The 24197-nt window shown below is 66.0% G+C and carries 18 protein-coding genes; 11 read left to right on the forward strand and 7 right to left on the reverse strand.

Features of this window, described 5'->3' with window-relative positions:
- The first annotated feature begins 17 nt into the window (after window positions 1-17).
- A complete protein-coding gene (gene adh / locus QRM60_RS16435; protein WP_042595532.1) occupies window positions 18-1547 on the forward strand; it encodes an aldehyde dehydrogenase in 1530 nt (509 codons plus the stop codon).
- 198 nt (window positions 1548-1745) lie between these two features.
- Window positions 1746-2099, forward strand: a complete 354-nt coding sequence (locus QRM60_RS16440; RefSeq protein ID WP_161960838.1) for a DUF779 domain-containing protein — start codon at window positions 1746-1748, stop codon at window positions 2097-2099.
- Between the two features lie 299 nt (window positions 2100-2398).
- Here the strand turns inward: QRM60_RS16440 and QRM60_RS16445 are convergent, their stop codons facing one another.
- Complete coding sequence (locus QRM60_RS16445) at window positions 2399-2560, reverse strand: hypothetical protein (protein WP_014506038.1); 162 nt, start codon at window positions 2558-2560, stop codon at window positions 2399-2401.
- A gap of 150 nt (window positions 2561-2710) precedes the next feature.
- Here QRM60_RS16445 and QRM60_RS16450 point away from each other — a divergent pair, with 150 nt between their 5' ends.
- From QRM60_RS16450 to ligD, 3 genes are read left to right on the forward strand one after another with little or no spacing between them, the layout of a single operon-like run.
- A complete protein-coding gene (locus QRM60_RS16450) occupies window positions 2711-3106 on the forward strand; it encodes a hypothetical protein (protein ID WP_161960711.1) in 396 nt (131 codons plus the stop codon).
- Window positions 3106-4047: a Ku protein gene (locus QRM60_RS16455; RefSeq protein WP_285446624.1), complete on the forward strand. Its 942-nt coding sequence runs from the start codon at window positions 3106-3108 to the stop codon at window positions 4045-4047. Before QRM60_RS16450 ends, QRM60_RS16455 begins: the two co-directional genes overlap by 1 nt.
- A 6-nt stretch (window positions 4048-4053) precedes the next feature.
- Window positions 4054-7050 (forward strand): non-homologous end-joining DNA ligase, encoded by a 2997-nt coding sequence (ligD, locus tag QRM60_RS16460; RefSeq protein WP_285446625.1) that lies wholly within the window; start codon window positions 4054-4056, stop codon window positions 7048-7050.
- 355 nt (window positions 7051-7405) lie between these two features.
- Here ligD and lldD read toward each other — a convergent pair whose 3' ends face one another.
- Window positions 7406-8566, reverse strand: a complete 1161-nt coding sequence (gene lldD, locus QRM60_RS16465) for an FMN-dependent L-lactate dehydrogenase LldD (protein ID WP_115557111.1) — start codon at window positions 8564-8566, stop codon at window positions 7406-7408.
- A 285-nt stretch (window positions 8567-8851) separates the two neighbouring features.
- Complete coding sequence (locus QRM60_RS16470; RefSeq protein ID WP_285446626.1) at window positions 8852-9418, reverse strand: PEMT/PEM2 methyltransferase family protein; 567 nt, start codon at window positions 9416-9418, stop codon at window positions 8852-8854.
- A gap of 282 nt (window positions 9419-9700) precedes the next feature.
- Between QRM60_RS16470 and QRM60_RS16475 the strand changes: the two genes are divergently transcribed.
- The 3 genes from QRM60_RS16475 to QRM60_RS16485 all read left to right on the forward strand — a co-directional run bounded on the left by QRM60_RS16475 (window position 9701) and on the right by QRM60_RS16485 (window position 12315).
- Window positions 9701-10804, forward strand: coding sequence for a histidine kinase (locus tag QRM60_RS16475; RefSeq protein WP_285446627.1), 1104 nt, complete (start codon window positions 9701-9703; stop codon window positions 10802-10804).
- A complete protein-coding gene (locus tag QRM60_RS16480) occupies window positions 10801-11433 on the forward strand; it encodes a response regulator transcription factor (RefSeq protein WP_115006573.1) in 633 nt (210 codons plus the stop codon). Before QRM60_RS16475 ends, QRM60_RS16480 begins: the two co-directional genes overlap by 4 nt.
- Window positions 11434-11931: 498 nt before the next feature.
- Window positions 11932-12315 (forward strand): hypothetical protein, encoded by a 384-nt coding sequence (locus QRM60_RS16485; RefSeq protein ID WP_228427113.1) that lies wholly within the window; start codon window positions 11932-11934, stop codon window positions 12313-12315.
- Between the two features lie 209 nt (window positions 12316-12524).
- Here QRM60_RS16485 and QRM60_RS16490 read toward each other — a convergent pair whose 3' ends face one another.
- Together QRM60_RS16490 and QRM60_RS16495 are read right to left on the reverse strand one after the other, a co-directional pair.
- Entirely contained in the window at window positions 12525-12935 is a 411-nt protein-coding gene (locus QRM60_RS16490) for a hypothetical protein (RefSeq protein WP_042595542.1), read from the reverse strand.
- Window positions 12932-16273: a winged helix-turn-helix domain-containing protein gene (locus QRM60_RS16495; protein WP_285446628.1), complete on the reverse strand. Its 3342-nt coding sequence runs from the start codon at window positions 16271-16273 to the stop codon at window positions 12932-12934. The genes QRM60_RS16490 and QRM60_RS16495 overlap by 4 nt, the downstream gene beginning before the upstream one ends.
- A 548-nt stretch (window positions 16274-16821) precedes the next feature.
- On the opposite strand from QRM60_RS16495, the gene fabV reads away from it, so the two are divergent.
- Complete coding sequence (gene fabV / locus QRM60_RS16500) at window positions 16822-18030, forward strand: enoyl-ACP reductase FabV (RefSeq protein ID WP_042595545.1); 1209 nt, start codon at window positions 16822-16824, stop codon at window positions 18028-18030.
- A 204-nt stretch (window positions 18031-18234) separates the two neighbouring features.
- Window positions 18235-18522 (forward strand): hypothetical protein, encoded by a 288-nt coding sequence (locus QRM60_RS16505; protein ID WP_042595570.1) that lies wholly within the window; start codon window positions 18235-18237, stop codon window positions 18520-18522.
- A gap of 36 nt (window positions 18523-18558) precedes the next feature.
- Here QRM60_RS16505 and QRM60_RS16510 read toward each other — a convergent pair whose 3' ends face one another.
- Together QRM60_RS16510 and QRM60_RS16515 are read right to left on the reverse strand one after the other, a co-directional pair.
- The gene (locus tag QRM60_RS16510; protein WP_285446629.1) at window positions 18559-19812 is read right to left on the reverse strand and encodes an SGNH/GDSL hydrolase family protein; all 1254 of its coding nucleotides are present in this window, start codon (window positions 19810-19812) and stop codon (window positions 18559-18561) included.
- A 154-nt stretch (window positions 19813-19966) separates the two neighbouring features.
- Entirely contained in the window at window positions 19967-20989 is a 1023-nt protein-coding gene (locus QRM60_RS16515) for a sugar kinase (protein ID WP_285446630.1), read from the reverse strand.
- 286 nt (window positions 20990-21275) lie between these two features.
- Here QRM60_RS16515 and QRM60_RS16520 point away from each other — a divergent pair, with 286 nt between their 5' ends.
- Entirely contained in the window at window positions 21276-24044 is a 2769-nt protein-coding gene (locus QRM60_RS16520; protein ID WP_011035377.1) for a TonB-dependent receptor, read from the forward strand.
- Window positions 24045-24197 lie beyond the last annotated feature (153 nt).

The following is a 24197-nucleotide window of genomic DNA, read 5'->3' on the forward strand; positions in this document are numbered from 1 at the left end:
CCCTGCAGGAGACTCCGATGAATGCACTTCCTTCCGCCAAGTCCCTCAACACCGACCCGCAATCCATCTTCAAACCACGCTACGACAACTTCATCGGTGGGGCGTGGGTGGCACCGCAGGGTGGTCAGTATTTCGACAACACCACGCCGATCACCGGCAAGGTCTTCACCTCGATCGCGCGCTCTACCGCGCCAGATATCGAAGCAGCGTTGGATGCCGCGCACGCGGCCAAGGAGGCGTGGGGCAAGACCTCCACCACCGATCGCTCCAACGTGCTGCTCAAGATCGCCGACCGCATCGAGCAGAACCTGGAATTGCTGGCGTATGCCGAGACCTGGGACAACGGAAAACCAGTGCGCGAAACGCTTAACGCCGACGTGCCGCTATGCGTGGACCACTTCCGCTATTTCGCCGGTGCCATCCGCGCGCAGGAAGGTGGCATCTCCGAGATCGACAGCGACACCATCGCCTATCATTTCCACGAACCGCTCGGCGTGGTGGGGCAGATCATCCCGTGGAATTTCCCGCTGCTGATGGCCTGCTGGAAGCTCGCGCCTGCCCTGGCCGCCGGCAACTGTGTGGTGATGAAGCCGGCCGAGCAGACCCCGGCCTCGATCCTGGTGCTGATGGAGGTGATCGGCGATCTGCTGCCGCCGGGCGTGCTCAACGTAGTGAACGGCTTCGGACTGGAGGCGGGCAAGCCGCTGGCCAGCAATCCGCGCATCGCCAAGATTGCCTTCACCGGCGAAACCACCACCGGCCGGCTGATCATGCAGTACGCCAGCCAGAACCTGATTCCGGTGACGCTGGAGCTGGGTGGTAAATCGCCCAACATCTTCTTTGCCGATGTCATGGCCGAAGACGACGATTTTCTCGACAAGGCGGTGGAAGGCTTCGTGCTGTTTGCCTTCAACCAGGGCGAGGTGTGCACCTGTCCCTCGCGCGCGCTGATCCAGGAATCGATCTACGACAAGTTCATGGAAAAAGCGCTCGCACGCGTGGCGGCGATCAAGCAGGGCAACCCGCTCGATCCCAACACCATGGTCGGCGCGCAGGCTTCCAGCGAGCAGCTGGAAAAGATTCTGTCCTACATCGACATCGGCAAGCAGGAGGGCGCCGAAATCCTGATCGGTGGCGAGCGCAACATGCTCGACGGGGAGCTATCCGACGGTTTCTATGTCAAGCCCACGGTGTTCAAGGGCCACAACAAGATGCGCGTGTTCCAGGAAGAAATCTTCGGCCCGGTGGTGTCGGTGACCACCTTCAAGGACGAGGCCGACGCGCTGGCGATCGCCAACGACACCTTGTACGGCCTGGGCGCCGGCGTGTGGAGCCGCGATGCCTCGCGCCTGTACCGCATGGGCCGCGCGATCCAGGCCGGCCGCGTGTGGACCAACTGCTACCACGCCTATCCCGCGCACGCCGCCTTCGGTGGCTACAAGCAGTCGGGCATCGGCCGCGAAAACCACAAGATGATGCTCGACCACTACCAGCAGACCAAGAACCTGCTGGTGAGCTATTCGCCAAAGGCGCTTGGGTTCTTCTGATGCAAGGCGAGCGGCATGTGGTAGGTCCATCCTGCCGCATGCCTCGGTGCGCTTGCCGGACAATGACGCAGACGAATGCTTTCACGGCGACGTGTCAGCACGTTCGAGCAGACTGCTTGCCAGTGTACGGAGCTGCTGAGTGAGCAGCGGAGAGAAATAGTGCACAACACAACCGAGGTCGCTCTACCACTGCAGGTCATGGCGACCCTGCACGCACTACAGCTGATCGACACCTTGCGTGCGCGTCACGGTGACGTGCTGTTCCATCAATCTGGCGGCTGCTGCGATGGGTCGTCGCCGATGTGCTTCCCGGTGGGCGACTTCATTGTGGGCGACCGTGATGTGCTGCTTGGCGAGATCGGTGGTGCGCCGTTTTATATCAGCGCGCCGCAGTTCGAATACTGGAAGCACACGCAGCTGATCATCGATGTGGTGCCCGGGCGCGGCGGGATGTTTTCGCTGGAAAACGGCGAGGGCGTGCGTTTTTTGGTGCGCTCGCGCCTGTTTAGCGACGACGAATTCGCGCAGCTGCAGCTGGCCAAGCGGGTGTAACCCTGCGCGGGGGTTGGCAGACGTGTAACGACCTCGCTTGTTGGCTGAATACCAAATAGCGCGCAGGGCCAAGATCAACCGGGCGCCCGGATCACTCGCCACAGTTTTCCGAGAAATTCCCAAGGCACAGCGCATCCAGTTCTGAATGCGCTAAAAGCCTCAAACACCTAGCGCTCGCGCTCACGACACCTTGGCGCAATTACCACGCCCTGGTAGGAGCGCGCTTGCGCGCGATGAAGCTTTCCCGCCGCAGCCTCCCGGCGCCTGCAACATCCCGCACGCAGTCCAACGCGCGCCGCTTACGGCGCAGTGCCGGGCGTCTTGGCGGGCGTATCGTCGTCGGCGGGAATGACGGTCTCGGGGGCGTCGCCGGCGCCACGGTCTTCGTAATGTTCGGCGTCACGCTTGCCATGCTGTTCGCCGGGATGCGTCGGCTGATCGCGTAGTGGGTCACGGGACATCGTAGGTCTCCAGCAGGGTCGGGTACGCAGTTCACCGCGTCGGTGGTGAAGGCGACGCAAATCGCAGTTTGCAAGCGAATTTCTCACGCATGGCTCACGGCGCCCGCGTTACTGCTGTGCTCCCCCAAACGCCAGCACGTGGAGTCCGCCATGCGCCCCCTGGACCGTCGCCCCGATCGTCGCCTGTTCAGCGCGCACGCTGCGCCGGCACCAACCGAGCGCAAGCGCCGTACGCCGCAGAGCGATGCGGCAGGTGTTGCGCAGGATTTCCACTGTTACAGCGTGGCCGATTTCCAGCGCCGTCGCCGGCGCGGCGGGCCCACCTGGCGCGATCTCTCTCCTGCATATGCCTTCGCCCGCATCACCCACGCCGCCGACTGGCCACGCGGTGCAGATCTGCAATGCGAGCAGGCACTGGCCGCACAGTGGGAAAGCATGCGTGGCGACTCGCGCTTGGACTGGCCGCATGCCCGCGATGTGGTCGAGGACGCTTGGCTGGCGCTGGACCATATTCCCGATGCGGCCGTGCATGGAGTGGCGCACTGATGGCACGACCGATCTGGACCGGAACGCTGTCGTTTGGCCTGCTCAACGTGCCGGTCTCGCTGATGTCGGGCGAGCGCAAGGTGGACCTGCATTTTCGCATGCTCGATTCGCGCGACAAGAAGCCTATCCGCTTCGAGCGCGTCAACGCCGACACCGGCGATGAAGTGCCGTGGAAGGAAATCGTCAAGGCCTTCGAGTACGACAAGGGCAGCTATGTGATCGTCGAGGAGCAGGACATCCGCTCCGCAGCGCCGGAAAGTCACGAGACGGTGGAAGTCGAGACCTTTGTCGATGCCGCCGACATCGACCCGCGCTACTTCGAAAAGCCCTACATCCTGGTGCCCGGCAAGAAGGCCGAAAAAGGCTATGTGCTGCTGCGCGAGACCTTGCGCGATACCGGCAAGGTAGGCATTGCCAAGGTGGTGATCCGCACCCGCGAATACCTGGCCGCAGTGATGCCGCAGGGCGATGCGTTGATCCTGCTGCTGCTGCGTTATCAGCAGGAAGTGGTGGACCCGGAAGATTTCAAGCTGCCGTCCGGGGCGGTGAGCGAGTACCGCATCACCGCCAAGGAGCAGGAGATGGCCAAGCAGCTGATCGAGTCGATGTCCGGCAAGTGGCAGCCGGAGGATTACCACGACGAGTTCCGCGGCAAGCTCGAGCAGATCTTGCGCAAGCGCATCCACGCCAAGGGCGGCACCACGCAGGTGGACGACGAACCGGCCCCGCACGAAGACGCCACCACCAACGTGGTGGACTTCATGTCGTTGCTGCAAAAAAGCCTGCAAGCCAATACGCGTACCCCGGCAAAGAAAACCACGGCCGCGGCTGACACGGCGCCGGCCAAGAAAACCGCCACCAAGAAGGCGGCAAAGAAAGCGACCAAGAAAACCGCCACGAAAGCCACCAAGAAGGCGGCGCCGCGGCGCAAGGCCGGGTAAGCGCCGATGTCGTTGCGCGACTACACCCGCAAGCGCCGCTTCGACCAGACCCCGGAGCCGGCCGATGACGCCGCGGCGACAGCGCATCGGCAGCCGATCTTCGTGGTGCAACTGCATCACGCCAGTTCGCGCCATTACGACTTTCGCCTGGAAGCCGATGGCGTGCTCAAGAGTTGGGCGGTGCCCAAGGGCCCGTCGCTGCGTGCTGGCGAAAAACGCCTGGCGGTGCAGGTGGAGGATCACCCGCTTGCGTACGCGGGCTTCGAGGGCGACATCCCGCAAGGGCAGTACGGGGCGGGACACGTGCAGGTATTCGACCACGGCACCTGGCACTGCGACGGCGATGCGTTGGCGGCGCTGGATGCCGGCAAGCTGGACTTTGACCTGCAGGGCGACAAGCTGCGCGGTGGCTTTGCACTGGTACGCACCCGCTTGCGTGGACGCCAGCCGCAGTGGTTGTTGATCAAGCGCGACGACGCCCATGCCGCCGATCTGGATGCCGATGCGTTGGTGGCCGATTCCGACGCCACAGCGCGGGCGATTGAGACTCCATCGGCCGCCGCCGTGCCGGCGCGCCGTGCCAAGGCCAGCCGTCGTCGACGCACGCCGGCCGAGGCGTTGGTGACAGAACAATCCGCATCCGCCAGCCGCCCGCGTGCTTCCGCAGCCACACAGGCCCACTGGCGCACGCGTGCACTGGCCTTGCCGGGCGCGCGCGATGCGGCCTGCCCTACCGGCTTGCGCGCACAACTGACGTTGCTACGCGCTGAGGCGCCGGATGGTGCGCAGTGGCTGCACGAGATCAAGTGGGATGGTTACCGGTTGCTGGCCGATCTGGTCGATGGCCAGGCGCAGCTGCGCTCGCGCAACGATCAGGCCTGGACGGACAGCTTTCCGGAAGTTGCCAAAGCCGTGCAGGCATTGCCGGTGCGCGATGCGCGCCTGGATGGCGAACTGGTGGTGCTCGACGCGCAAGGCCGCAGCGATTTCTCCGCGCTGCAACGCGCCATCGACGGCACTGCGCGTCAACCGTTGCGCTACTTGGTGTTCGATCTGCTCGGCGTTGCCGGCGTGGATCTGCGCGCCACCCCGCTGCTGGAGCGCAAGCAGTTGTTGCGTGCGTTGCTCGGCGAAACACCGGGCACGCTGGCCTATAGCGCGCATGTGATCGGCCGCGGACCGGAGGTGTTCGCCGCCAGTGCCGACAAAGGCTGGGAAGGCATCGTCAGCAAACGCGCGGACGCGCCGTACCGTGGCGGGCGCAGCGCCGATTGGGTCAAGACCAAGCACGAAGACAGCGACGAGTTCGTGGTGGTGGGGTACACCGACCCCAAGGGCGCACGCAGCGGGTTTGGCGCCCTGTTGCTAGCACAGCTGGTGGGCACGCAGCTGCGCTACGTGGGCCGGGTCGGGACCGGTTTCGACAGTGCCCTGCTCGGCGAGATCACCGCGCAATTGCAGGCATTGCACAGCCCGCAGCCCACGCTGGAATTGCCCGCGCACATTCCCGGCCGGCCGCGCGATGTGCACTGGGTACGCCCGGTGTTGATTGCCGAGGTGGCGTTTCGCGGTTGGGCCAAGCAGGGCCTGCTGCGGCAGGCGGCCTTCAAGCGTTTACGCGAGGACAAACCAATGAGCGATCTGGGCGGCGACCGCGCCACGCCGGGCAAGGCGCGGGGAGCACGCACGCGGACGGCTGCAGCTGCTGCGGGCAAGGCCTCACGTGCTGCAGCGACGCGCACTGCGACGGTATCGGCTGGCGGTTCGGCTGCAAAGCCGGGGAAGGCGGGCAAGTCTTCCACTGCGGCCGAGGTCAGCACACGGTCGCGTGTCGCCAAACAACGTGTGGCATCTGCAGCCAGTTCCGCTGCCAAGCCAGGAAAGCCGGGCAAGTCGTCAGCAGCGGCCACGGGCAATGCCTCGCCACGTGTGACCACACGAGGCGTGGTGGCTGCCGCCAGCGCATCGTCTGCGGCGAGGTCGGGCAAGCGCAGCGGGTCCGCAGCGTCCGGCAAGCCGGCCACGCCGACCAAAGCCGCATCGTCCAAAACGGCACGCATACCAGCTACGTCATCGGCCAGGAAAACCTCGACAGCAACGGCAGCGCCATCCACACGGAAAACGAAGGCATCGGCCTCTACCGCGCCAGACGGCATTGCCATTACCCATCCCGAGCGCGTGGTGTTCCCTGCCGCCGGCATCAGCAAGGGCGATGTGGCCGCGTATTACCGCGCGGTTGCACCGCTGGTGTTGCCGGAGATCGCGCGCCGGCCGTTGTCGTTGTTGCGCTGCCCCGATGGCGCTGCGGGTGCGTGCTTTTTCCAGAAGCACGAAGGCCGCCATCTAGGTGCGCACATCAAGGCCATCCCGCTCAAGCAGAAGAGCGGCACCGAAGATTATCTGTACATCGAAGACGTAGCCGGGCTGCTGGAACTGGTGCAGATGAACACCCTGGAGCTGCATCCCTGGGGCGCGCGGGTGGATGACCCCGAGCACCCCGACCGGTTGGTGTTCGACCTGGATCCGGGTGACGGCGTGGCCTGGACGCAGGTGGTGGCGGCCGCACGCGAGATCCGCAGCAAGTTGCGTGCGGCCGGGCTCGAAAGCGTCGTGCGCCTGTCGGGTGGAAGAGGGCTGCACGTGGTGGTGCCGATCGTGCCGCAAGCCAGCTGGGACCAGGCACGTGATTTCTGCGAAGCCTTCGCACAGGCCTTGGCCACCCAGGCCCCGGAGCGTTACGTGGCCACCATGAGCAAGGCCAAGCGCCACGGCGTGATTTTTATTGATTGGCTGCGCAACGGGCGCGGCAACACCAGCGTGTGTTCGTGGTCGCTACGCGCGCGCGAGCACGCCACCGTGGCGGTGCCGCTGCGCTGGGAGGAGTTGGGCAAACTCAGCGGCCCGGATGCGTTCCCGCTGGACAAGGCCGTGCAGCGCGCAAAGCGTCAGCGCAAGGATCCCTGGGCGGAAGTGCTGGCGTTGAAGCAGGTGTTGCCTGGCTAGGTGCTGGGTGCAGATTTTGCCCGGCTAGGTGCCAGGGACAGATCATGCATGATGGGCCTGCGGCACTTTGCCGGTGGCGTGCGCTAGATATGATCGGAATAGCTGAGGGCAGCACCTCTCACGTAGGAGCGCGCTCGCGCGCGATGAAGCTGTCCCGGTGATGCCCCATCGCGCGCAAGCGCGCTCCTACGAAGGGCGCGGAGTTGGTCGCTGTGAGGTAACCATGCCTGTTGCTAGCTCAACCAAAAGCAGCAAGCCCAGGACATCGAAAACCGTACGCGCGCGATGCTCTAACGATTCCCAATTCCCAATTCCCAATTCCCAATTCCCAATTCCCAATTCCCGATCCCCAGCCTCAAGGCACAACCGCCGCCTCGCGCGTTACCCGGCTCAATGTGTCGCCGCTGATCTCGGCCACGGAATGCGTGCCGGTGAGGATCATCGCCACGCGCATCTCGCGCTCGATCAGGGTTAGCAGGTTTTCCACGCCGGCCTGGCCGCCGGCGGCCAGTGCGTACACGAACGCGCGGCCGAGCAATACGGCATCGGCACCCAGCGCCAGCATGCGCACCACATCTAACCCACTGCGGATGCCCGAGTCGGCCAGGATCTTCAGCTCGCCCTTCACTGCATCGGCAATCGCCGGCAATGCGCGCGCGCTGGACAGCACGCCATCGAGCTGGCGCCCGCCATGGTTGGACACCACGATGCCGTCGGCGCCGAAGCGCACCGCGTCGCGTGCGTCCTCCGGGTCGAGGATGCCCTTGATCACCATCGGCCCGGTCCAGAACTCGCGGATCCATTCCAGATCCTTCCACGAGATGGAGGGGTCGAAATTGGCTGCCAGCCAGCCGATGTAATCCTGTAATCCGGTGGGGCTGCCGCGGTAGGTCGAAATATTGCCCAGGTCATGCGGCTTGCCGAGCAGGCCCACGTCCCACGCCCAGCGCGGGTGCGTCATCGCCTGCAGCATGCGCCGCAGCGAGGCGTTGGGCCCGCTCATGCCCGAATGCGCATCGCGGTAGCGCGCGCCCGGCGTGGGCATGTCCACAGTGAACACCAGCGTGGTCACCCCGGCGGCCTTGGCGCGCTCCAGCGCGTTGCGCATGAAGCCGCGGTCCTTGAGCACATACAGCTGGAACCACATCGGGCGGTCGATCGCCGGTGCCACTTCCTCGATCGAGCACACCGACACCGTGGACAGCGTGAACGGAATGCCACGCGCAGCGGCTGCACGCGCGGCCTGCACTTCGCCGCGGCGTGCATACATGCCTGTGAGCCCCACCGGTGCCAGCGCCACCGGCATGGCCAGCGTCTCGCCGAACAGCTCGGTGCTGAGGCTGAGATCGGACATGTTGCGCAGCACGCGCTGACGCAACGCGATATCCGCCAGGTCCGAGACATTGCGCCGCAAGGTGTGTTCGGCATACGCGCCGCCATCGATGTAATGGAACAGGAACGGCGGCAAACGGGCTTCGGCGGCGGCGCGGTAATCGGAAGCGGCAGAAATGATCATCGAAGGCGGGGGCGGCGGGGGCAGCCTCAGAGTGTAAGACGATCGCCCGTGGCGCGAACCGTCGCGGCCAACGCGCACACGTGGGTGTACAGCGATGCAGGCGGCCGGCCCGGATGTGCCCGGATGCGCCGCCACGGTTAAAACACGGCCTCTTCGCTATCACGCTGCGCCTGCGGTGGCGCCACAGCGTAGCGGCAGCACCGCAGGCGCCATGCACACCGAATCTCTGTCCAGCCTGACGAAGCGCCGCCACGCGGGGATCTGCCGCTGTGACCGCGTGCGTATTCACCACACCAGTGGCAGCAGGCGCCAGCTCTGGGTGGCGTACTCGGCGTAGCGGGTGGGGAAGGCGTGGCGCAGCGCGGCTTCTTCCACGCGGATGCGGCGCAGGAAGACCCAGGTCACCGGCAGCACGATCACCAGCAGTGACAGCGCATTGCCCATGCCCAGCGCCATTCCGTAGAAGCACAGCAACGCGCCGGTGTAGGAGGGGTGGCGCAACCAGCGGTATGGGCCGCTCCGCACCAGTTGGTGGTCGGCCTGGATGGTGACATCCACCGTGAACCAGCGCGCCAGCACCTGGATCGCCCACACCCGCAGCCCCAGGCCGCCGGCGATCAGCGCGCAGGCACCCCAGCGCAGCGGCTCCTGCCAGGCCGGCGGCCAGTGGCTGATGCCGGCGAAGGCCAGCCCCACCGCCACCGCGATCGACAGCGACAACACCCGCCACAACTGTCCCAGCGTGCCTTGGTCGTGCGCCCCGCCATCGGCGGCGCGACGTTGCCGGCGCAGCCAGAGTTCGTAGCCCACCCAAAGCAGGCTGAGCGCGGTGAGCAGATGAGATGCAGACATGGGTGACTCCAGGAATGAGGGTGATGGTGAGGAGCGATGCGCCAGGGCGACGGTGTGCACGGTGAAGAAGGGCCGCATCTGCAAGGCCGGTGCTGCCGGTGCCCCGCAGCATGTTTCCAGGCGCCAGCATCACCTGGCAGAACCGTCACTCGGCCAGTGACTCCAGTCTGCCCAGGCGCGGCACCGGCCACAGTGGCCGCAGGTCATCGATCCCACCTGCCGGAAGTCACTTTCTGCATCGCCGCCATTGCTGTTGGCGGGTGCGGCGGTCAGCATCGCCGCATGACAACTCTCCTGCGTGATCTGCTCAAACCCCTGAACCTGGCCGGCGTGTTCACCATCGTCGCGGTCGCCCTGTCGTTTGGCCAGGATCTCGCGCCGCACGGGCTGTGGCGCTGGGCCACGGTGATCGGCTTCACCGCCCTGTTCCTGTTTCGCGCGTTGCTGCCGCCACGGCCGCTGCCACAGCATGCGGCCCTGCTGCTGCAGGCCCTGCTGGCGGTGACACTGATCTGGCTGGAACCACGTACCGGCACCTCGCCGGTGCTGCTGGTGCTGGTGGCCGCGCAGGCGGCCATGCGCTGGCAGCCGCCGCAGGTGCTGGCGCTGATGCTGGTGTTGAACGCGGCCATGTACGCGGTGTTCGTGCAGGCGGGTGTGCCGCGTCCCTTCCTGATGGTGGCCATCTACACCAGCTTCCAGGCGTTCGCCGCGCTCACCGCCAACTACGCACGCAGCGCCGAGCGTGCCCGCGATGCGCTGGTCTACGTCAATGCCGATCTGCTGGCCACCCGCGCGCTGCTGGCCGACAGTGCCCGCGACGCCGAGCGGCTGCGCCTGGCCCGCGAGCTGCACGATGTGGCCGGCCACAAACTCACCGCCATGCGCATCCACCTGCGCCTGCTGCGGGCCGAACCGGCGCTGGCCCCGCGCGAGGACCTGCGCATGCTGGAGCAGTTATCCGGCGAGCTGCTGGGCGATATCCGCAGCGTGGTGCAGTCCTTGCGCGACGATGCCGGGCTGGATCTACACACCGCATTGCACGCGCTGGCCGCGCCGTTCCCGCGGCCGGCATTGCGGCTGCAGATCGATGCGCAGGTACGCGTGAGCGACCCGCAGGTGGCCGAAGCACTGGTGCGGCTGGTGCAGGAAGCACTGACCAACGCCGCCCGCCACGGCGATGCCGACACGGTGACCGTGGCGGTGCGCTGCGACGCCGGCGCATTGTGTGTGGACATCCAGGACGATGGCCGCTGCGCCGAGCAGATCCACGAAGGCAACGGCATTGCCGGCATGCGCGAACGCCTGGCCGCGCTGCGTGGTCAGCTCGACCTGCGCCGCGCCGCCCACGGCGGCCTGCACCTCACCGCCAGGCTGCCGGCATGAGCGCGCTCCGGATCGCCCTGGCCGATGACCAGGTGCTGGTGCGTGCGGCCTTGCGCGCGCTGTTGCAGCAGCAGGGCATCACCGTGGTCTGCGAGGCCGACGACGGCCAGGCCCTGCTCGATGCGCTGGCCACGCACCGCGTGGACGTGGTGCTCAGCGACATCCGCATGCCCGGCCTGGACGGCATTGCCGCGCTGGAACAATTGCGCGCGCGCGGCGACCGCACCCCCGTGCTGCTGCTCACCACCTTCGACGACAGCGACCTGCTGCTGCGTGCCTGCGAGGCCGGCGCGCAGGGGTTCCTGCTCAAGGACGCCGCGCCGGACGACCTGCACGAAGCCATCGCCCGCGTGGCGGCCGGCGAGACCCTGCTGCAGCCGGTCAGCACCGACCCGGTACGCGCCCGCTACCAGTTCCGTGACCAGCAGGCCCCGCGCGAGACCTTCAACGAGCGCGAGGTGGCGATCCTGCGCCTGCTCGCCGGCGGCTATTCCAACAAGGAAATCGCCCGCACCCTGTTCCTGGCCGAAGGCACGGTGAAGAACTACGTCTCCACCATCCTGGACAAGCTCGGCACCCGCGACCGCACCCGTGCGGTGCTGAAGGCGATTACGTTGCGGGTGATTTGAGGGCGGGGAATGGGGAATGGGGAGTTGGGAATGGGGAATCGGGAATCGGGAATGGGGAATCGGGAATGGGGAATCGGGAATGGGGAATCGGGAATCGGGAATCGGGAATCGGGAATCGGGAATCGGGAATCGGGAATCGGAAGAGCTATTCCCTGGCCCGGTGAGTGGAGGGGGCTTTGCGTTGGCCTTGCGGTGTTGACGTCGGGTTATTGGTTGAGCTCGGTCTGGCCGGTCGCGCTAGACCCGGAGTTCATGGACAGAATCCGGCGGCCTGTCCGTCTCCAAACGGCTGCGGTGGGCTGCGGAACAGGCCCGTTGCGACCAACGCGTGATCTGCGCATGTGGTTGTTTCAGCAAGCATTTCCACGCTTCGGCAGGTTCCGGCAGCAACCGTAAGGTTGCCGTCAGGTCACGCGCCTTGCCAGCCACGAAGGTCGTCCGGCGGCCACGGGAGCCGCCCGGGGACGCGTCGCGCTCCGGTCCGCTGCGGAGTCCGTCATGCGCCTGGTCCGATACCTCATCGTGTTGATCGTCCTGCTCTCCACCAGCGCCTGGGCGGCACCCACCCAGCCCGAACTCCCCGGCGCCTGGGCAAGGGCCGCGCTGCACACCCTGCCTCCAAGCGAGCGCGACCTCAAAGTGCTGATCACCCCCTGCGCGGTGGCACCGCAGGCGGCGGCGTCCTTGCCTTGCGCCAGCCTGGCGATCGCCGTGGGCTCAATGACCTGCGCGCGCAACCGCCCCTGTCCGCCTTGGAACGGCCACGGCGGGGTACCGGGCGGTCTGGCCATCCGCGGCCAGATCAACGTGGCTTTCAGCAACGAGCCCGAGCCGGGCGTACGGTTGCAGCCGCACGCATGGGTGCGCGCAGGGGCGATCTGAAAGTGCTGGCAGCGCCCTGAATATCGGGCAGCGTGGGATCTGTCCGAGCGATGCGCCCGTCTTGCGGGCATGGTCCAGCGAACACCCCGACAACGCGCCGTTGCAGCATCACGCGCTCAGGCGGTACATCTCATCCACCTGTGATGCGCCATCGGCGGCAACACAAACACCTGTCCAGCGGCAGGCCGCCAGACAGGTGCGGCCATGCCTTACTGCGGGGAGATTTGCGGGTCGTTTCCTACCTGCGGGTCGCAGCTGAACAGCAATTTGCGTTTTTCATCTTCGATGATCACGGTGAAAAAGATCAGCGTTGCCTTGTTGTTTTTGTTCATGACCGAAACACTGCGGCCATCTTCGGCAATGTGGGGCTTCTTGATCTGATCATGCGCATCGGAGCTAAGCAGGCTACGAATGCGGAACTGATAAGGCACCTCATCGTCGAAGCGGTACACCAGGGTCACGTCCTGTTGTCCCTTGCCGACCAGCAGCAGATCCGGTGAGAAACTGTAGAAGTACTCGCCCTTTCCGGTATTGCCGCCAAACTCCACGCGAGCCACGGTCAATGTGATGATCACGGTCGGTTTCGCTTTGCCTTTTTCTTTTGCCTTCAATTCCGTCATGACTTGTCCTGTCCTTTGAAAAGCGGGGCATAGAGGGAGACGAATCCCGGGTGGCGGTAGCCCGCTTGGTACAGCCATCCGAGCTGTTGCGTAACGGCGGTGCGTTGCCCCAGATGCACGTGTGCGCGGATCCAGGGGTCAAGCAAATTCTTGTCGCGGCTGTTGCCCGCGTCCTTGCCGAGCACCGCCAGTGCGCGTTGCCACGCCGTGCGCGCACCAGCGTCATCGCCGGCGGCGGCGCGTTGTTCGCCGTGCCAGACCAGCGCCTGGGCCAGCGCTGAAATACCGACAACTTCATCGGGTTTTGCGCCGTGCAGGGTTTCCAGCCGGGCCACGATCGGGGCGAAGTCCTGCGCCAGTGGTGGTGCGCGCGCGGCCTGCAGACGCAGCGCGATGATGGCATCCAGCCATTGCCACTCCGGTAGTGGCTGCGCCTGTTGCAGCAGCTCGGCCATGGTCTGCTGCGCGCGTGCAAGCTGCTGCGTGGCGTCCCCTGCGTGCCCATCCAGCGCGGCTACCCAGCCGGCCTGCGCATAGGCGTGCGCCAGATCGCGCCGCCACGCCACATTGTCCGGCTGCAGCGCCGCCAGCGGCTGCAGCAGACGCAGACTTTCGCGCGCATCTTGCTGCGCCTGCACCAGCTGGCCACGCGCCAGCGCCAGGTTGGACGTGCGAATCAACGAGCCAGCCAGGCGCCGCCGCCACGCATGTGCATCCGGGTCTTTATCCACCAGCACCCGCAGCATGGCGAGTTGCTCGCGATAGCCCTGCTCGGCCGGCGCCAGCAGGCCCTGGTTTTCCTGCGCAAGGCTCAGCCCAGACAAGCTGTCGATCAATTCATAACGCAGCGATGCGTTGTCCGGCGTGCGCGCTACCAGCACGCGCTTGAGCGCGATGTCGCGCGCAAAGAATCCAATCGCTGTTGGGGCATTGCCTTGCGTGGTGGCCAGCATCGCAAGGTTGTTGAGTGCGTACGACAACTCCAGCTGCCAGCGCGGATCGTCCGGCTTGGCGCGCACCAGCCATTCGCTCGCGGCCAGATACTGCGTCCAGTGCCTGCGCGCCAACGGAAACTGCTTGTTGCGGTAGGCCATGGTGCCCAGCCAATACGCCGCCTGGCCGGTTTCCGCATGCGCCTCCAAGACATCCGGGGCAAGCGTACGTGCCTGCGCGGCGGTGGCTGCGGCGCGGGTGAAGGCCGCATGCGCCTGGTCCAGCTTGCCCTGATTCATCAGCACTTCGCCGGTGGTGCGCAGGGCGCGGGCGTGGTTGATCAGATCGCCGGCCTGCATGCTGGCATTGGGCAGTTCTTCCAGATACCGCAGTGCGCGCGTGCCCACGCTGTCTAGCAGTTTGAGGTTGCCCACGGTGCGCAATTGCTCGGCCAGATCGCCCAGCATGTAGCCCACCAGTTGTTGCGCTTCGTCGCGGCGTTGTTCGGCCACTTGCTGCGCCTGGCGCGCCTGCCAGCCCAGCAGCAGCGACGCGCTGGCCAGCACCACCAGCAAGGCGGCGGCCGCGGCATACAGCCCGCGCCGTTGCCGGTGCGCGCGCTCGCAGGCGTGCAGGAACGCCACGTCCAGCGCGTCCAGGTCCTGCGGCATGCGCCGCGCCGCTTCGCGCGCCTCGCTCAGGGGGCGGCCGCTGTTGAGCAGGTGATCGTCACGGCGGCCCTCGCTGGCCCAGCGCTGCGCGGCCAGTTGCAGGCGCTTGCGTGCCTGCAGCAGGCGACGATTTTCATGGATCCATTCGCTGGCGCGCGGCCATTGCCGCAGCAAGGCTTCGTGCGCCACTGCAAAGCCCGGCTCGCCGGCAACCAGTTCGCTGACGAACAGGCGCGCCTGCACGAAGGCATCCACCAGTGCGCGTGCGCCGCTGGCATCGGGCAGCGCCGACCATACCGCCCGCCGCGCGGTGACCGCCGCGCTGTCGGGGTGGATCACGCTCACCTGGGTGAGTACGTCGCCTAGGGCCGCCTGCGCAGGGGCCGGCAGGACGCTGAAGGTCTGTTCGGCATGGTGCGCCAGCGCGCCTTCCAGCCCACCCAGTGCGCGATATGCGGCAAAGGTAAGCAGGCCATCGTCGCTGCGGCGTTCGTGCAACGCCTGCAGCAGATGCTGCAGCAGCGGCAGTGCATCGGGTTGGCGCGCGGTGGCGTCGCGCAGCACATCGTCCAGGCGGCTGGCGCTGTCGTGGTCTTCTTCGAAACGCAGCCCGGCCATCGCCGCGGGCACGCGGATGATCTGGCCGATCTCGCCATCGCGCGGCGGTAGCAGATCCACATGGCCGTCGCCACGTTTGAGCTCCACCAGCTCCGGCACCGCTTCGATCAGCCGCGGATAGAAATCGCTGCGGGTCACCATCAGCACCGCCACGTGCGTGCTGGCGCAGAGCGCCTGCAGCAACGCCGTGCAGGCAGCACGGTCCTGTGCGGTGATGCCAGGTGTGGCCACCAGCGCTTCGGCATGGTCGATCACCAGCAACAGATGGCGGTGGGTCTGCACGGTGTCACGCGCGGGGGCGGCGTGGCGCATGGCCTCGGCAATGGCCGCATGCAACGCCGCCGGCTGCGTCAGCCACTGCGTGCAGGTGGCCATCTGCGCGGCAGAAAACACCGCGCGCCCGTCCGCTGCCCACTCGGTCAATGCACGCGTCAGCGTGTCGGCCACATCACCGCCGCGGCACGCCGCCAGGCTGCAATACGCCACCGCCACCGCCTGCAGGCCATCTAGCCCACCGGGCTGCGCCAGCAACGGCACCACACCGGCGCGCAGCAACGAGGTCTTGCCGCAGCCGCTGGCCCCGCTAAGCAACACCAGCGCGCGCTGGCTCTGCAACTGCGCACGCACCGCGGCAAGCACCTGCGCAATGGCGTGGCTGCGGCCGAAGAACACCTCCGCATGGTCCGGGTCGAACGCGCGCAGGCCCACGTACGGGCTGCCGTGCCCCCACGCACCCATGCCCGGCAACGCACCGCGGTAATCCTCGGGAAAGATCACCTTCGGCAGCAGCCGGTAACCACGTTTGCGGATGGTTTCGATGAAGCGTGGCTGGCGGCTGTCGTCGCCCAGCTTGCGGCGCAGCTGGGCGATGGTCTTGTGCACCGGGTTGTCGCCGTAAAAGCTGCCGTGCCAGACATCGATCAGCAATTGCTCGGCGCTGATCACCTCGCCGGCGCGCTCGGCCAGCGCCACCAGCACCTCCATCATGCGCGGCTCCAGCGTGATGTTTTCGCCGTCGCCAATCAGCGTGAGCCGCTCCGGCTCGACCAGCAACGGCCCAAGACGGAACCGCGGGACAGAGCCCAGCTGCGTGACGCGCTCGCTTCGGAGGGACATTCGCTTGACTACCGGTCGTACAGCTGAAAGGGGCCTTGACGATCGCCAATAGGGCGCGGACAGGCACGGCACGGCAGGGCCGGAACATAGCACAGCCACTGGTGCCGAAATTCGACCATGGTCTCTGTCCGCAGCGCTGCGTCTGTGGCCACGCCATGGCGTGGTGTGAAGGTGCATTGCGGGCGCCCACGCACTGAGGTGAAGGCGCGCTGCCTCAGTATCGGCGGGTGGCGTTGCACCTGCGGCACAGGCACCGGTTGCGTGCGCAGCGCTGCCGACCGATACGCTTCCATACAGCAGCGTGTGGAAGCGCGCGTAGTCCGATGCACGCACTGGCCGTCACGCCAGCCAGCGCATTCCGTGCCGCGCCGTTGCACGTCCGCGCGCTGCATGCGCACGCGCTGCCCGGTGCGCGCAGTGCGTTGGCGCACAAGCGATTCGCACCCCGCGGGCGTGTGCAGGCACCGCCTGGGTGGCGCGTGCGACCTACCCCAGCGCGCTGTCAGGCCCTAAGATGCCGCCAGCATCTTGCTGACCAGGAGTCCACGTTGATCATCCATCCCAAAGTGCGCGGCTTCATCTGCACCACCACGCATCCCCTCGGCTGCGAGCGCAACGTGCTCGACCAGATTGCCGCCACGCGTGCGCGCGGCGTGCGCAACGACGGCCCGAAGAAGGTGCTGGTGATCGGCGCATCCAGCGGCTACGGCCTGGCCTCGCGGATCACCGCGGCCTTCGGTTTCGGCGCGGACACGCTGGGCGTGTTCTTCGAAAAACCCGGCAGCGACAAGAAGGCCGGCACCGCCGGCTGGTACAACTCGGCTGCCTTCGACACGCATGCCAAGGCCGCCGGCCTGTACAGCAAATCGATCAATGGCGATGCGTTCTCCGATGAAGCACGTGCCAAGGTCATCGAGCTGATCAAGACCGAGATGGGCGGGCAGGTGGACCTGGTGGTGTATTCGCTGGCCTCGCCGGTCCGCAAGCTGCCGAGCACCGGGGAAGTGAAGCGTTCGGCGCTCAAGCCGATCGGCAACACCTACACCGCCACCGCCATCGACACCAACAAGGACACCATCATCCAGGCCTCGATCGAGCCGGCCACCGAGCAGGAGATCGAAGACACCATCACCGTGATGGGCGGGCAGGATTGGGAGTTGTGGATCGACGCGCTGGACGGCGCCGGCGTGCTCGCCAAGGGCGCGCGCAGCGTGGCCTTCAGCTACATCGGCACCGAGATCACCTGGCCGATCTACTGGCACGGCGCGCTGGGCAAGGCCAAGGTCGACCTGGACCACACCGCTCAGCGGCTGGATGCGCGCCTGCAGGCCAGTGGCGGCGGCGCCAATGTGGCCGTGCTCAAGTCGGTGGTGACCCAGGCCAGCGCGGCCATCCCGGTGATGCCGCTGTACATCTCCATGGTCTACAAGATCATGAAGGAAAAGGGCCTGCACGAAGGCACCATCGAACAGCTTGACCGCCTGTTCCGCGAGCGCCTGTACCGCGAAGACGGCCAGCGCGCCGAAGTGGATGAGCAGAACCGCCTGCGCCTGGACGACTGGGAACTGCGCGACGACGTACAGGACGCCTGCAAGGCGCTGTGGCCGCAGGTCACCACCGAGAACCTGTTTGCCCTCACCGACTACGTCGGCTACAAGCACGAGTTCCTCAAGCTGTTCGGCTTCGAGCGCGACGACGTGGATTACGACGCCGATGTGGATCCGGACGTGAAGTTCGATTGCATCGAGTTGGGGTGATTGCCGAGATTAGGGATTAGGGATTAGGGATTCGCAAGAGCCGTGGCGTCATGTCACGGCTCTTGTGCAGCACGCAGTGTCTTTGACGCATACGCTTTGGCCTGCCAGCCAAGGCGTTGCGACGAATCGCTGACGTGTCTGTACATCGCTAAAAAGCAGCGTCGTCCTTGAATCTCATCCGCACAGCATGGAGCGCACGACGTGTTGGACAAATTAATCATTTTTCTGCTGCTGGCCCTGTTGGTCAGCGTGATTTGTGCCGTGCTGTTGCGGTTCGCCACGCTGCACTGGTCACTCAAGGCCATCATCAATCTGGTGATCACTACCGCCGTTGTCTGTGCGGTGGTCATGCAAGACGGCTCGGCGCCACCGCTTCAGTTCGCACTGATGATCACGCTTTTTTTCAGCGTACCGGCCTCGCTGTGCGTGGTCCTGCTGAGCGCGACGCTGAAATGGTTCACCAACAAACGCCGCGCCCGCGCGCCCGCCTGATACGCGTCAGCGCAGCGAATAACAGGTAGCGCGCGCTCAGCGGAAAAGCGTCACGTCGATCGCGTCCGCCATGGCCGCATAGCCGGCATCGTTGGGGTGGAGCCGGTCGCGGGATGCAAAGCGGGCTTGAAGCTGGAGCGGATGCTCGGCATCGCGCAGCACCGCATCGAAATCGATCACTGCATCGAACGCGTGGCTGTTGCGGATCCATGCGTTGACCGTCTGCCGAGCCGCCTCTTTCTGCGGCGAGTAAAAGCCGGGGACTGTATTGCCGGCGAACGGCGTCAAGGTCGCGCCGATTACCTTGATCCCATGGTCGTGCGCGCGTGCGATGAGCTGCCGGTAGGCGCTGATCACGTGCTCCGCGGTTCTCACCTCTGTCGGCGGCGCAAAGTAACGCGAACCGATCTTGACCCCCGGCGCGGCGATGTCGTTGATCCCTTCCAGCAGCACGATGTGCGTCACGCCCGGCAGCGCCAGGACATCCCGGTCGAAGCGGGCCAAGCCGCTTGCGCCGTACCCCTCATGCGACAACTGATTGCCGGCGATCCCGGCATTCACCACGGACAGGCCAGGGTCGGTCGCTGCCACGCGCTGTGCGAATTGGGCTGGCCAGCTGCGGTCAGCGTCGGTCGTGGACCTCGCACCGTCGGTGATCGAGTCTCCGAATGCCACCAGCAACCGCTGCGCACGTGCCTGCGGTACCAACACCGCACTGATCGCGATGGACGAGGTGGACGTCGCGGCCGGCGCGATGGACGTCTCTCGCGTGTGGTCGCCGGGTGTGCTCACCACCGCGCGCTTGAGCGCCAGGGAGTGCAGCGTGTTGGACGTGACCCGCTCCGGAAAGAACAGGCTGATGCCGACCTGTGCACCCTGCGCAACCTGCAGATCGACCGGGTCGCTGAGGATGGGAGCGCCTGCGGGGATGCTGACGGAGGACTGCCCGCCGAAGGTGAGCTGACGCAGCGAAGCTGGTTCCACGGTCGAAGCATCCTTCGCCACGGCGATGGAGGCCGACCCAATGGTCAGCGGTGATGCACTCAGTTCGTTGGACAGGCGCACACGCAGCTGGGTACCGCCGATGGACATGCGAACACGCTGCCGTACCGTCTGCCCGTCGATGTTTGCCAGCGGCTCTTCCGCATCGGCCTCCCCGGCCTGTGGGCTGGTGGCCCAGCTGGCAATCCATCCCGGCTGGGCTGACGGCGTCTGTGCGTAGGACGGGCAGGGGCATGCGCCGCCCATCAGTGCGGCGACGAGGGCGGCGGCGATCGCGATGCCGCTCATGGCAGCATCACGGTCTGATGGGAAGCATCCATAGATATCTCGGAAAATCCGGAAAGGCCTGCAGTCTATCGAGAAGCGCCGGTCCCCGATTGCAGGGAAGGCAGCATGGGCAGGGGACGCCGCGCATCCCCACGTCAGATTCCCCACTCCCGATTCACCGCTTCACATCAAACCGCGCATCGCCCACACACGCCTGCACATCTGCCACCGAGAGCGGATTGAAATCGCCCGGAATTGAGTGCTTTAAGCAGCCGGCGGCCAGGCCGAAGCGCACCGTGTCGTCCAGCGACCAGCCTTCGATCAGGCCGTGCAACACACCAGCTGCAAACGCATCGCCACCGCCGATGCGGTCGATGATCGGGGTGAGTTCCTCGCTCGGCGCACGTGCCACCTCGCCATCGCGCGGCACCAGCATTGCGCCCAGGCTGTGGTGGTCCACGTTGTGGGTGGTGCGCTGGGTGCAGGCCATCAGCTGCAGATGCGGGAAGGCCGCAAATGCCTGCTGCGCGGCCGCTTCCACACGTGCTTCCAGCGTGTCCTGCGGAAACTCGCCGCCCAGCACCACGCCGATGTCGCGATAGTCCGCAAACACCACGTCCGCACACGCGAACAGGTCGTGCAGGATGCCGCGCGCATCGCCTTGCCAGCGCTGCCACAATTTGGGCCGGTAGTTGCCGTCGAACGACACCTTCACCCCGGCCGCGCGCGCGGCGCGGGCGGCGGCCAGCGTGGCCTGGGCCACATCGGCGCCCAACGCGGGGCTGACCCCGGACAGGTGCAGCCACTGCGCACCGTCAAGCAGGCGCGGCCAGTCGTAGGCATCGGCCGGCGCCAGCGCAAAGGCCGAATCGGCGCGGTCGTACACCACCTCGCTGGGCCGGTGGATCGCACCGGTGGTGAGGAAGTACAGCCCCATGCGGCCATCCACCCGCCGCACGTGGCGGGTATCGACGTCGTGCCGGCGCAGCTCGCCCAGCACCGCCGCGCCCAGCGGGTTGTCGGCCACCGTGCTCACCATCGCCACGTCATGGCCGAAGTGCGCCAGCGACACGCCCACGTTCGCCTCGGCGCCACCGCAGTGCACCTCCAGTCGCGGTTGCTGCAACAGCAGCTCGTGACCAGGCGCCCCCAGGCGCAGCAACAACTCACCAAAGCACAGGATGCGGGCACGACTCATACGGCAATTACCTCGGCTGTGTGGTGCGTCACGGGGTGGGGGATTCCGCGCGCGTTAGGATGACCATCGGTGTCATTCTAGCTGTCGCCTGACACGTCCGGCGATGACCATGATGCGACGCTCAGTGACGGCTTGCATCCCTTTGGGGCCAATTTGGTGACGTTTTCTGCTGCGCTGCAAGATGTTGCGGGGCGATTCAGCTGGTAACGTCGTTTTGACCAGCGGTGTCATTGCCGCTCACAACCAGACATTTCACATTGTTCATGGACCCTTGGGAGGGGAGGACATGCAATTTCGGACCACCAACCGGAAGACACCGGTTACCTTGCTGGCGCTGTCGATCGGCCTGGCACTGAGCGGCCACGCGGCCGCACAAGATGCAGCACAAACCCCTGCCGAACCTGCCGTGGACCTGGACACCGTCACGGTGACCGGTTACCGCGCCAGCGTGGAAAAGGCCCTGGACATCAAGCGCGGCGAAGCCGGCGTGGTCGATGCCATTGTCGCGGAGGACATTGGCAAGTTCCCCGACCTCAACCTGGCCGAGTCGCTGCAGCGCATCCCCGGCGTGGTGATCACCCGTGAAGCCGGCGAAGGCCGCGCCATCTCGGTCCGCGGCCTGGGCCCGGAGTTCACCCGCGTGCGCATCAACGGCATGGAAGCGCTCACCACCGTGGGCGCCGGCGACCAGAGCGGCGGCACCAACCGCGGCCGTGGCTTCGACTTCAACGTGTTCGCCTCGGACCTGTTCTCGCAGCTGATCGCCCGCAAGACGGCCTCGGCCGATGTGGAAGAGGGCTCGCTGGGCGCCACCGTCGACCTGCGCACTGCGCGCCCGTTCGACTACAGCGGCTTCACCTTCGCCGCCAGCGGCCAGGCCGGCTACAACGCGATGGCCGAAAAGGCCAACCCGCGCGTGGCCGCGTTGATCTCCAACACCTGGGCCGACAACACCTTCGGCGCCTTGCTGTCGGTGGCCTACACCGAACGCGAAGTGCTAGAAGAAGGCTCCAACACCGGCCGTTGGGCCAATGGGCCGAGCAACGGCGGCTTCAGCGCCACCTCGCCGTTTGCCGCGGCGCGTTCGGCCGACGTGTATCACCCGCGCTTCCCGCGCTACACCCAGCAGATCCACGACCAGCAGCGCCTGGGCGTCACCGGCTCGCTGCAGTGGAAGCCCTCCGACCGCACCACGCTGTCGCTGGACATGCTGTATTCCAAGATCGATGCCAAGCGCGATGAGCACTACATCGAAGCGATCTCCTTCAGCCGCGGCGGCAATGCGCGCCCGGTGCTGGTCGGCAAGCCGGCCACCGTTGTGCGCAACGGCGAGATCCGCAACAACGCGCTGGTGTATGGCGAATTCGACAACGTCGATATCCGTACCGAAAACCGCCACGACGAGTGGAACACCGAGTTCAAGCAGATCAGTTTCGACGTGGAGCACCGCTTCAGCGACGACTTCAGCATGAACGCGCGCATCGGCACCTCGCGCTCCGCGCACGAGAACCCGGTGCAGACCACCATCATCATGGACAAGTACGACGTCGACGGGTACAGCTACGACTACCGCGGCAACAACCGCGCGCCGGTGCTGAACTACGGCATCAACCCGACCGATCCCACCGGCTGGGAACTGGCGGAAATCCGCCTGCGTCCGCAGACCGTGGACAACGACTTCGATACCGGCCAGATCGACTTCAACTGGAACATCAGCCCGGGCTTCCGCCTCAAAGGCGGCGTGCTGGCCAAGAACTACACCTTCAGCACGGTGGAGTTGCGCCGCGCCAACGAGCTGTCGGTGCCGACCTTCGCCAATGGCACGCGCATCGTGCCGGCCGATCTCACCGAACAGGCCGGGCTCAAGGGCATCAACGGCAGCCCCGCTGCGTGGGTCGTGCCCAACCTGGATGCCGTGGCCGACCAGTTCGGCATCTACAGCAACAGCGGCACCTTCGCTGTGGCCCCGCGCGTCAACAACAGCCGTAGCGTCGAAGAAAAAGACCGCGGCGTGTGGTTGATGGGCGAGTTCTCCACCGACCTGGGCTCGATTCCGTTCTCCGGTAATTTCGGCGTGCGTTACGTGCGCACCGAGCAGGAATCCACCGGCTATGCGTTGATCAACAACGCACCGGCACTGACCACCGTGGGCCGCAAGTACAACAACACGCTGCCCTCGTTCAACCTGGTCGCCGAACTGGCACCGGACCTGCTGCTGCGTCTTGGCGCCGCCAAGGTGATGTCGCGTCCCGGCCTGGGCAGCCTCACGCCCGGCGTGACCGTGGCCGTGGCCGGTGGTGCGCGCACCGTGGCGGGCGGCAACCCGGATCTGGACCCGATCGAAGCCACCAACGTCGACCTCGGCCTGGAGTGGTACTTCAACGAAGGCGCGATGGTCGGTGTGGGCCTGTTCTACAAGGACATCGAAAGCTTCATCCAGACCGCGCGCGAAGTGCGTCCGTATTCCAGCAGCGGCCTGCCGGCGTCCTTGCTGGAAGGCACCGGCGCCAGCGTCAATGACGACTTCGCCTTTAGCATCCCGCTCAATACCCCGGGCGGCGAATTGAAGGGCGTGGAAGCCAACTACGTGCAGCCGTTTACGTTCCTGCCGGGCAAGTGGGCCAACCTGGGCGTGCAGCTCAACTACACCTGGGTGGATTCGCAGATCCAGTACCTGGCCAGCAGTGGCGCACCGGTGATGAAGAACGACCTGCTCGGCCTGTCGCGCTCGTCGTGGAATGCCACGCTGTTCTACGAAGGCGACACCTTCGCAGGCCGCATCTCCGCCACCAACCGCGACGACTACCTCACCCAGGCACCGGGTGCGGAAGCCGGCTTCAACGTGGACGGCGTGCACGGCATGACCGGCACCACCATCCTCGATGCGTCGCTGCGCTACAAGATCAGCAAGCAGCTGGAACTGAGCCTGGAAGGCATCAACCTCACCAACGAAGCCTCCGACGAATGGGTGTCGTCGCCGCGCACCGGCCAGCTGCCGCTGCAATACGGTGAAACCGGCCGCCAGTACCTGCTGGGCCTGCGCTACAAGTTCTGAGTGTTACCCGCCCGCTGCGCATACGCGCAGCGGGCCCCATTCCAAACGCTTGATCGCCGTGCATGCGCTGCCGATACGCACGCATGCAACGCGGTGGGCGTGATGTTTCGTTCGACGCCGGTGGCCTAGGGGGGCTGAGCGCGTCATTGCACC

The sequence above is a fragment of the Xanthomonas sp. fls2-241-TYG-148 genome, assembly GCF_030208815.1.
GTDB classification, from domain to species: Bacteria; Pseudomonadota; Gammaproteobacteria; order Xanthomonadales; family Xanthomonadaceae; genus Xanthomonas; species Xanthomonas campestris.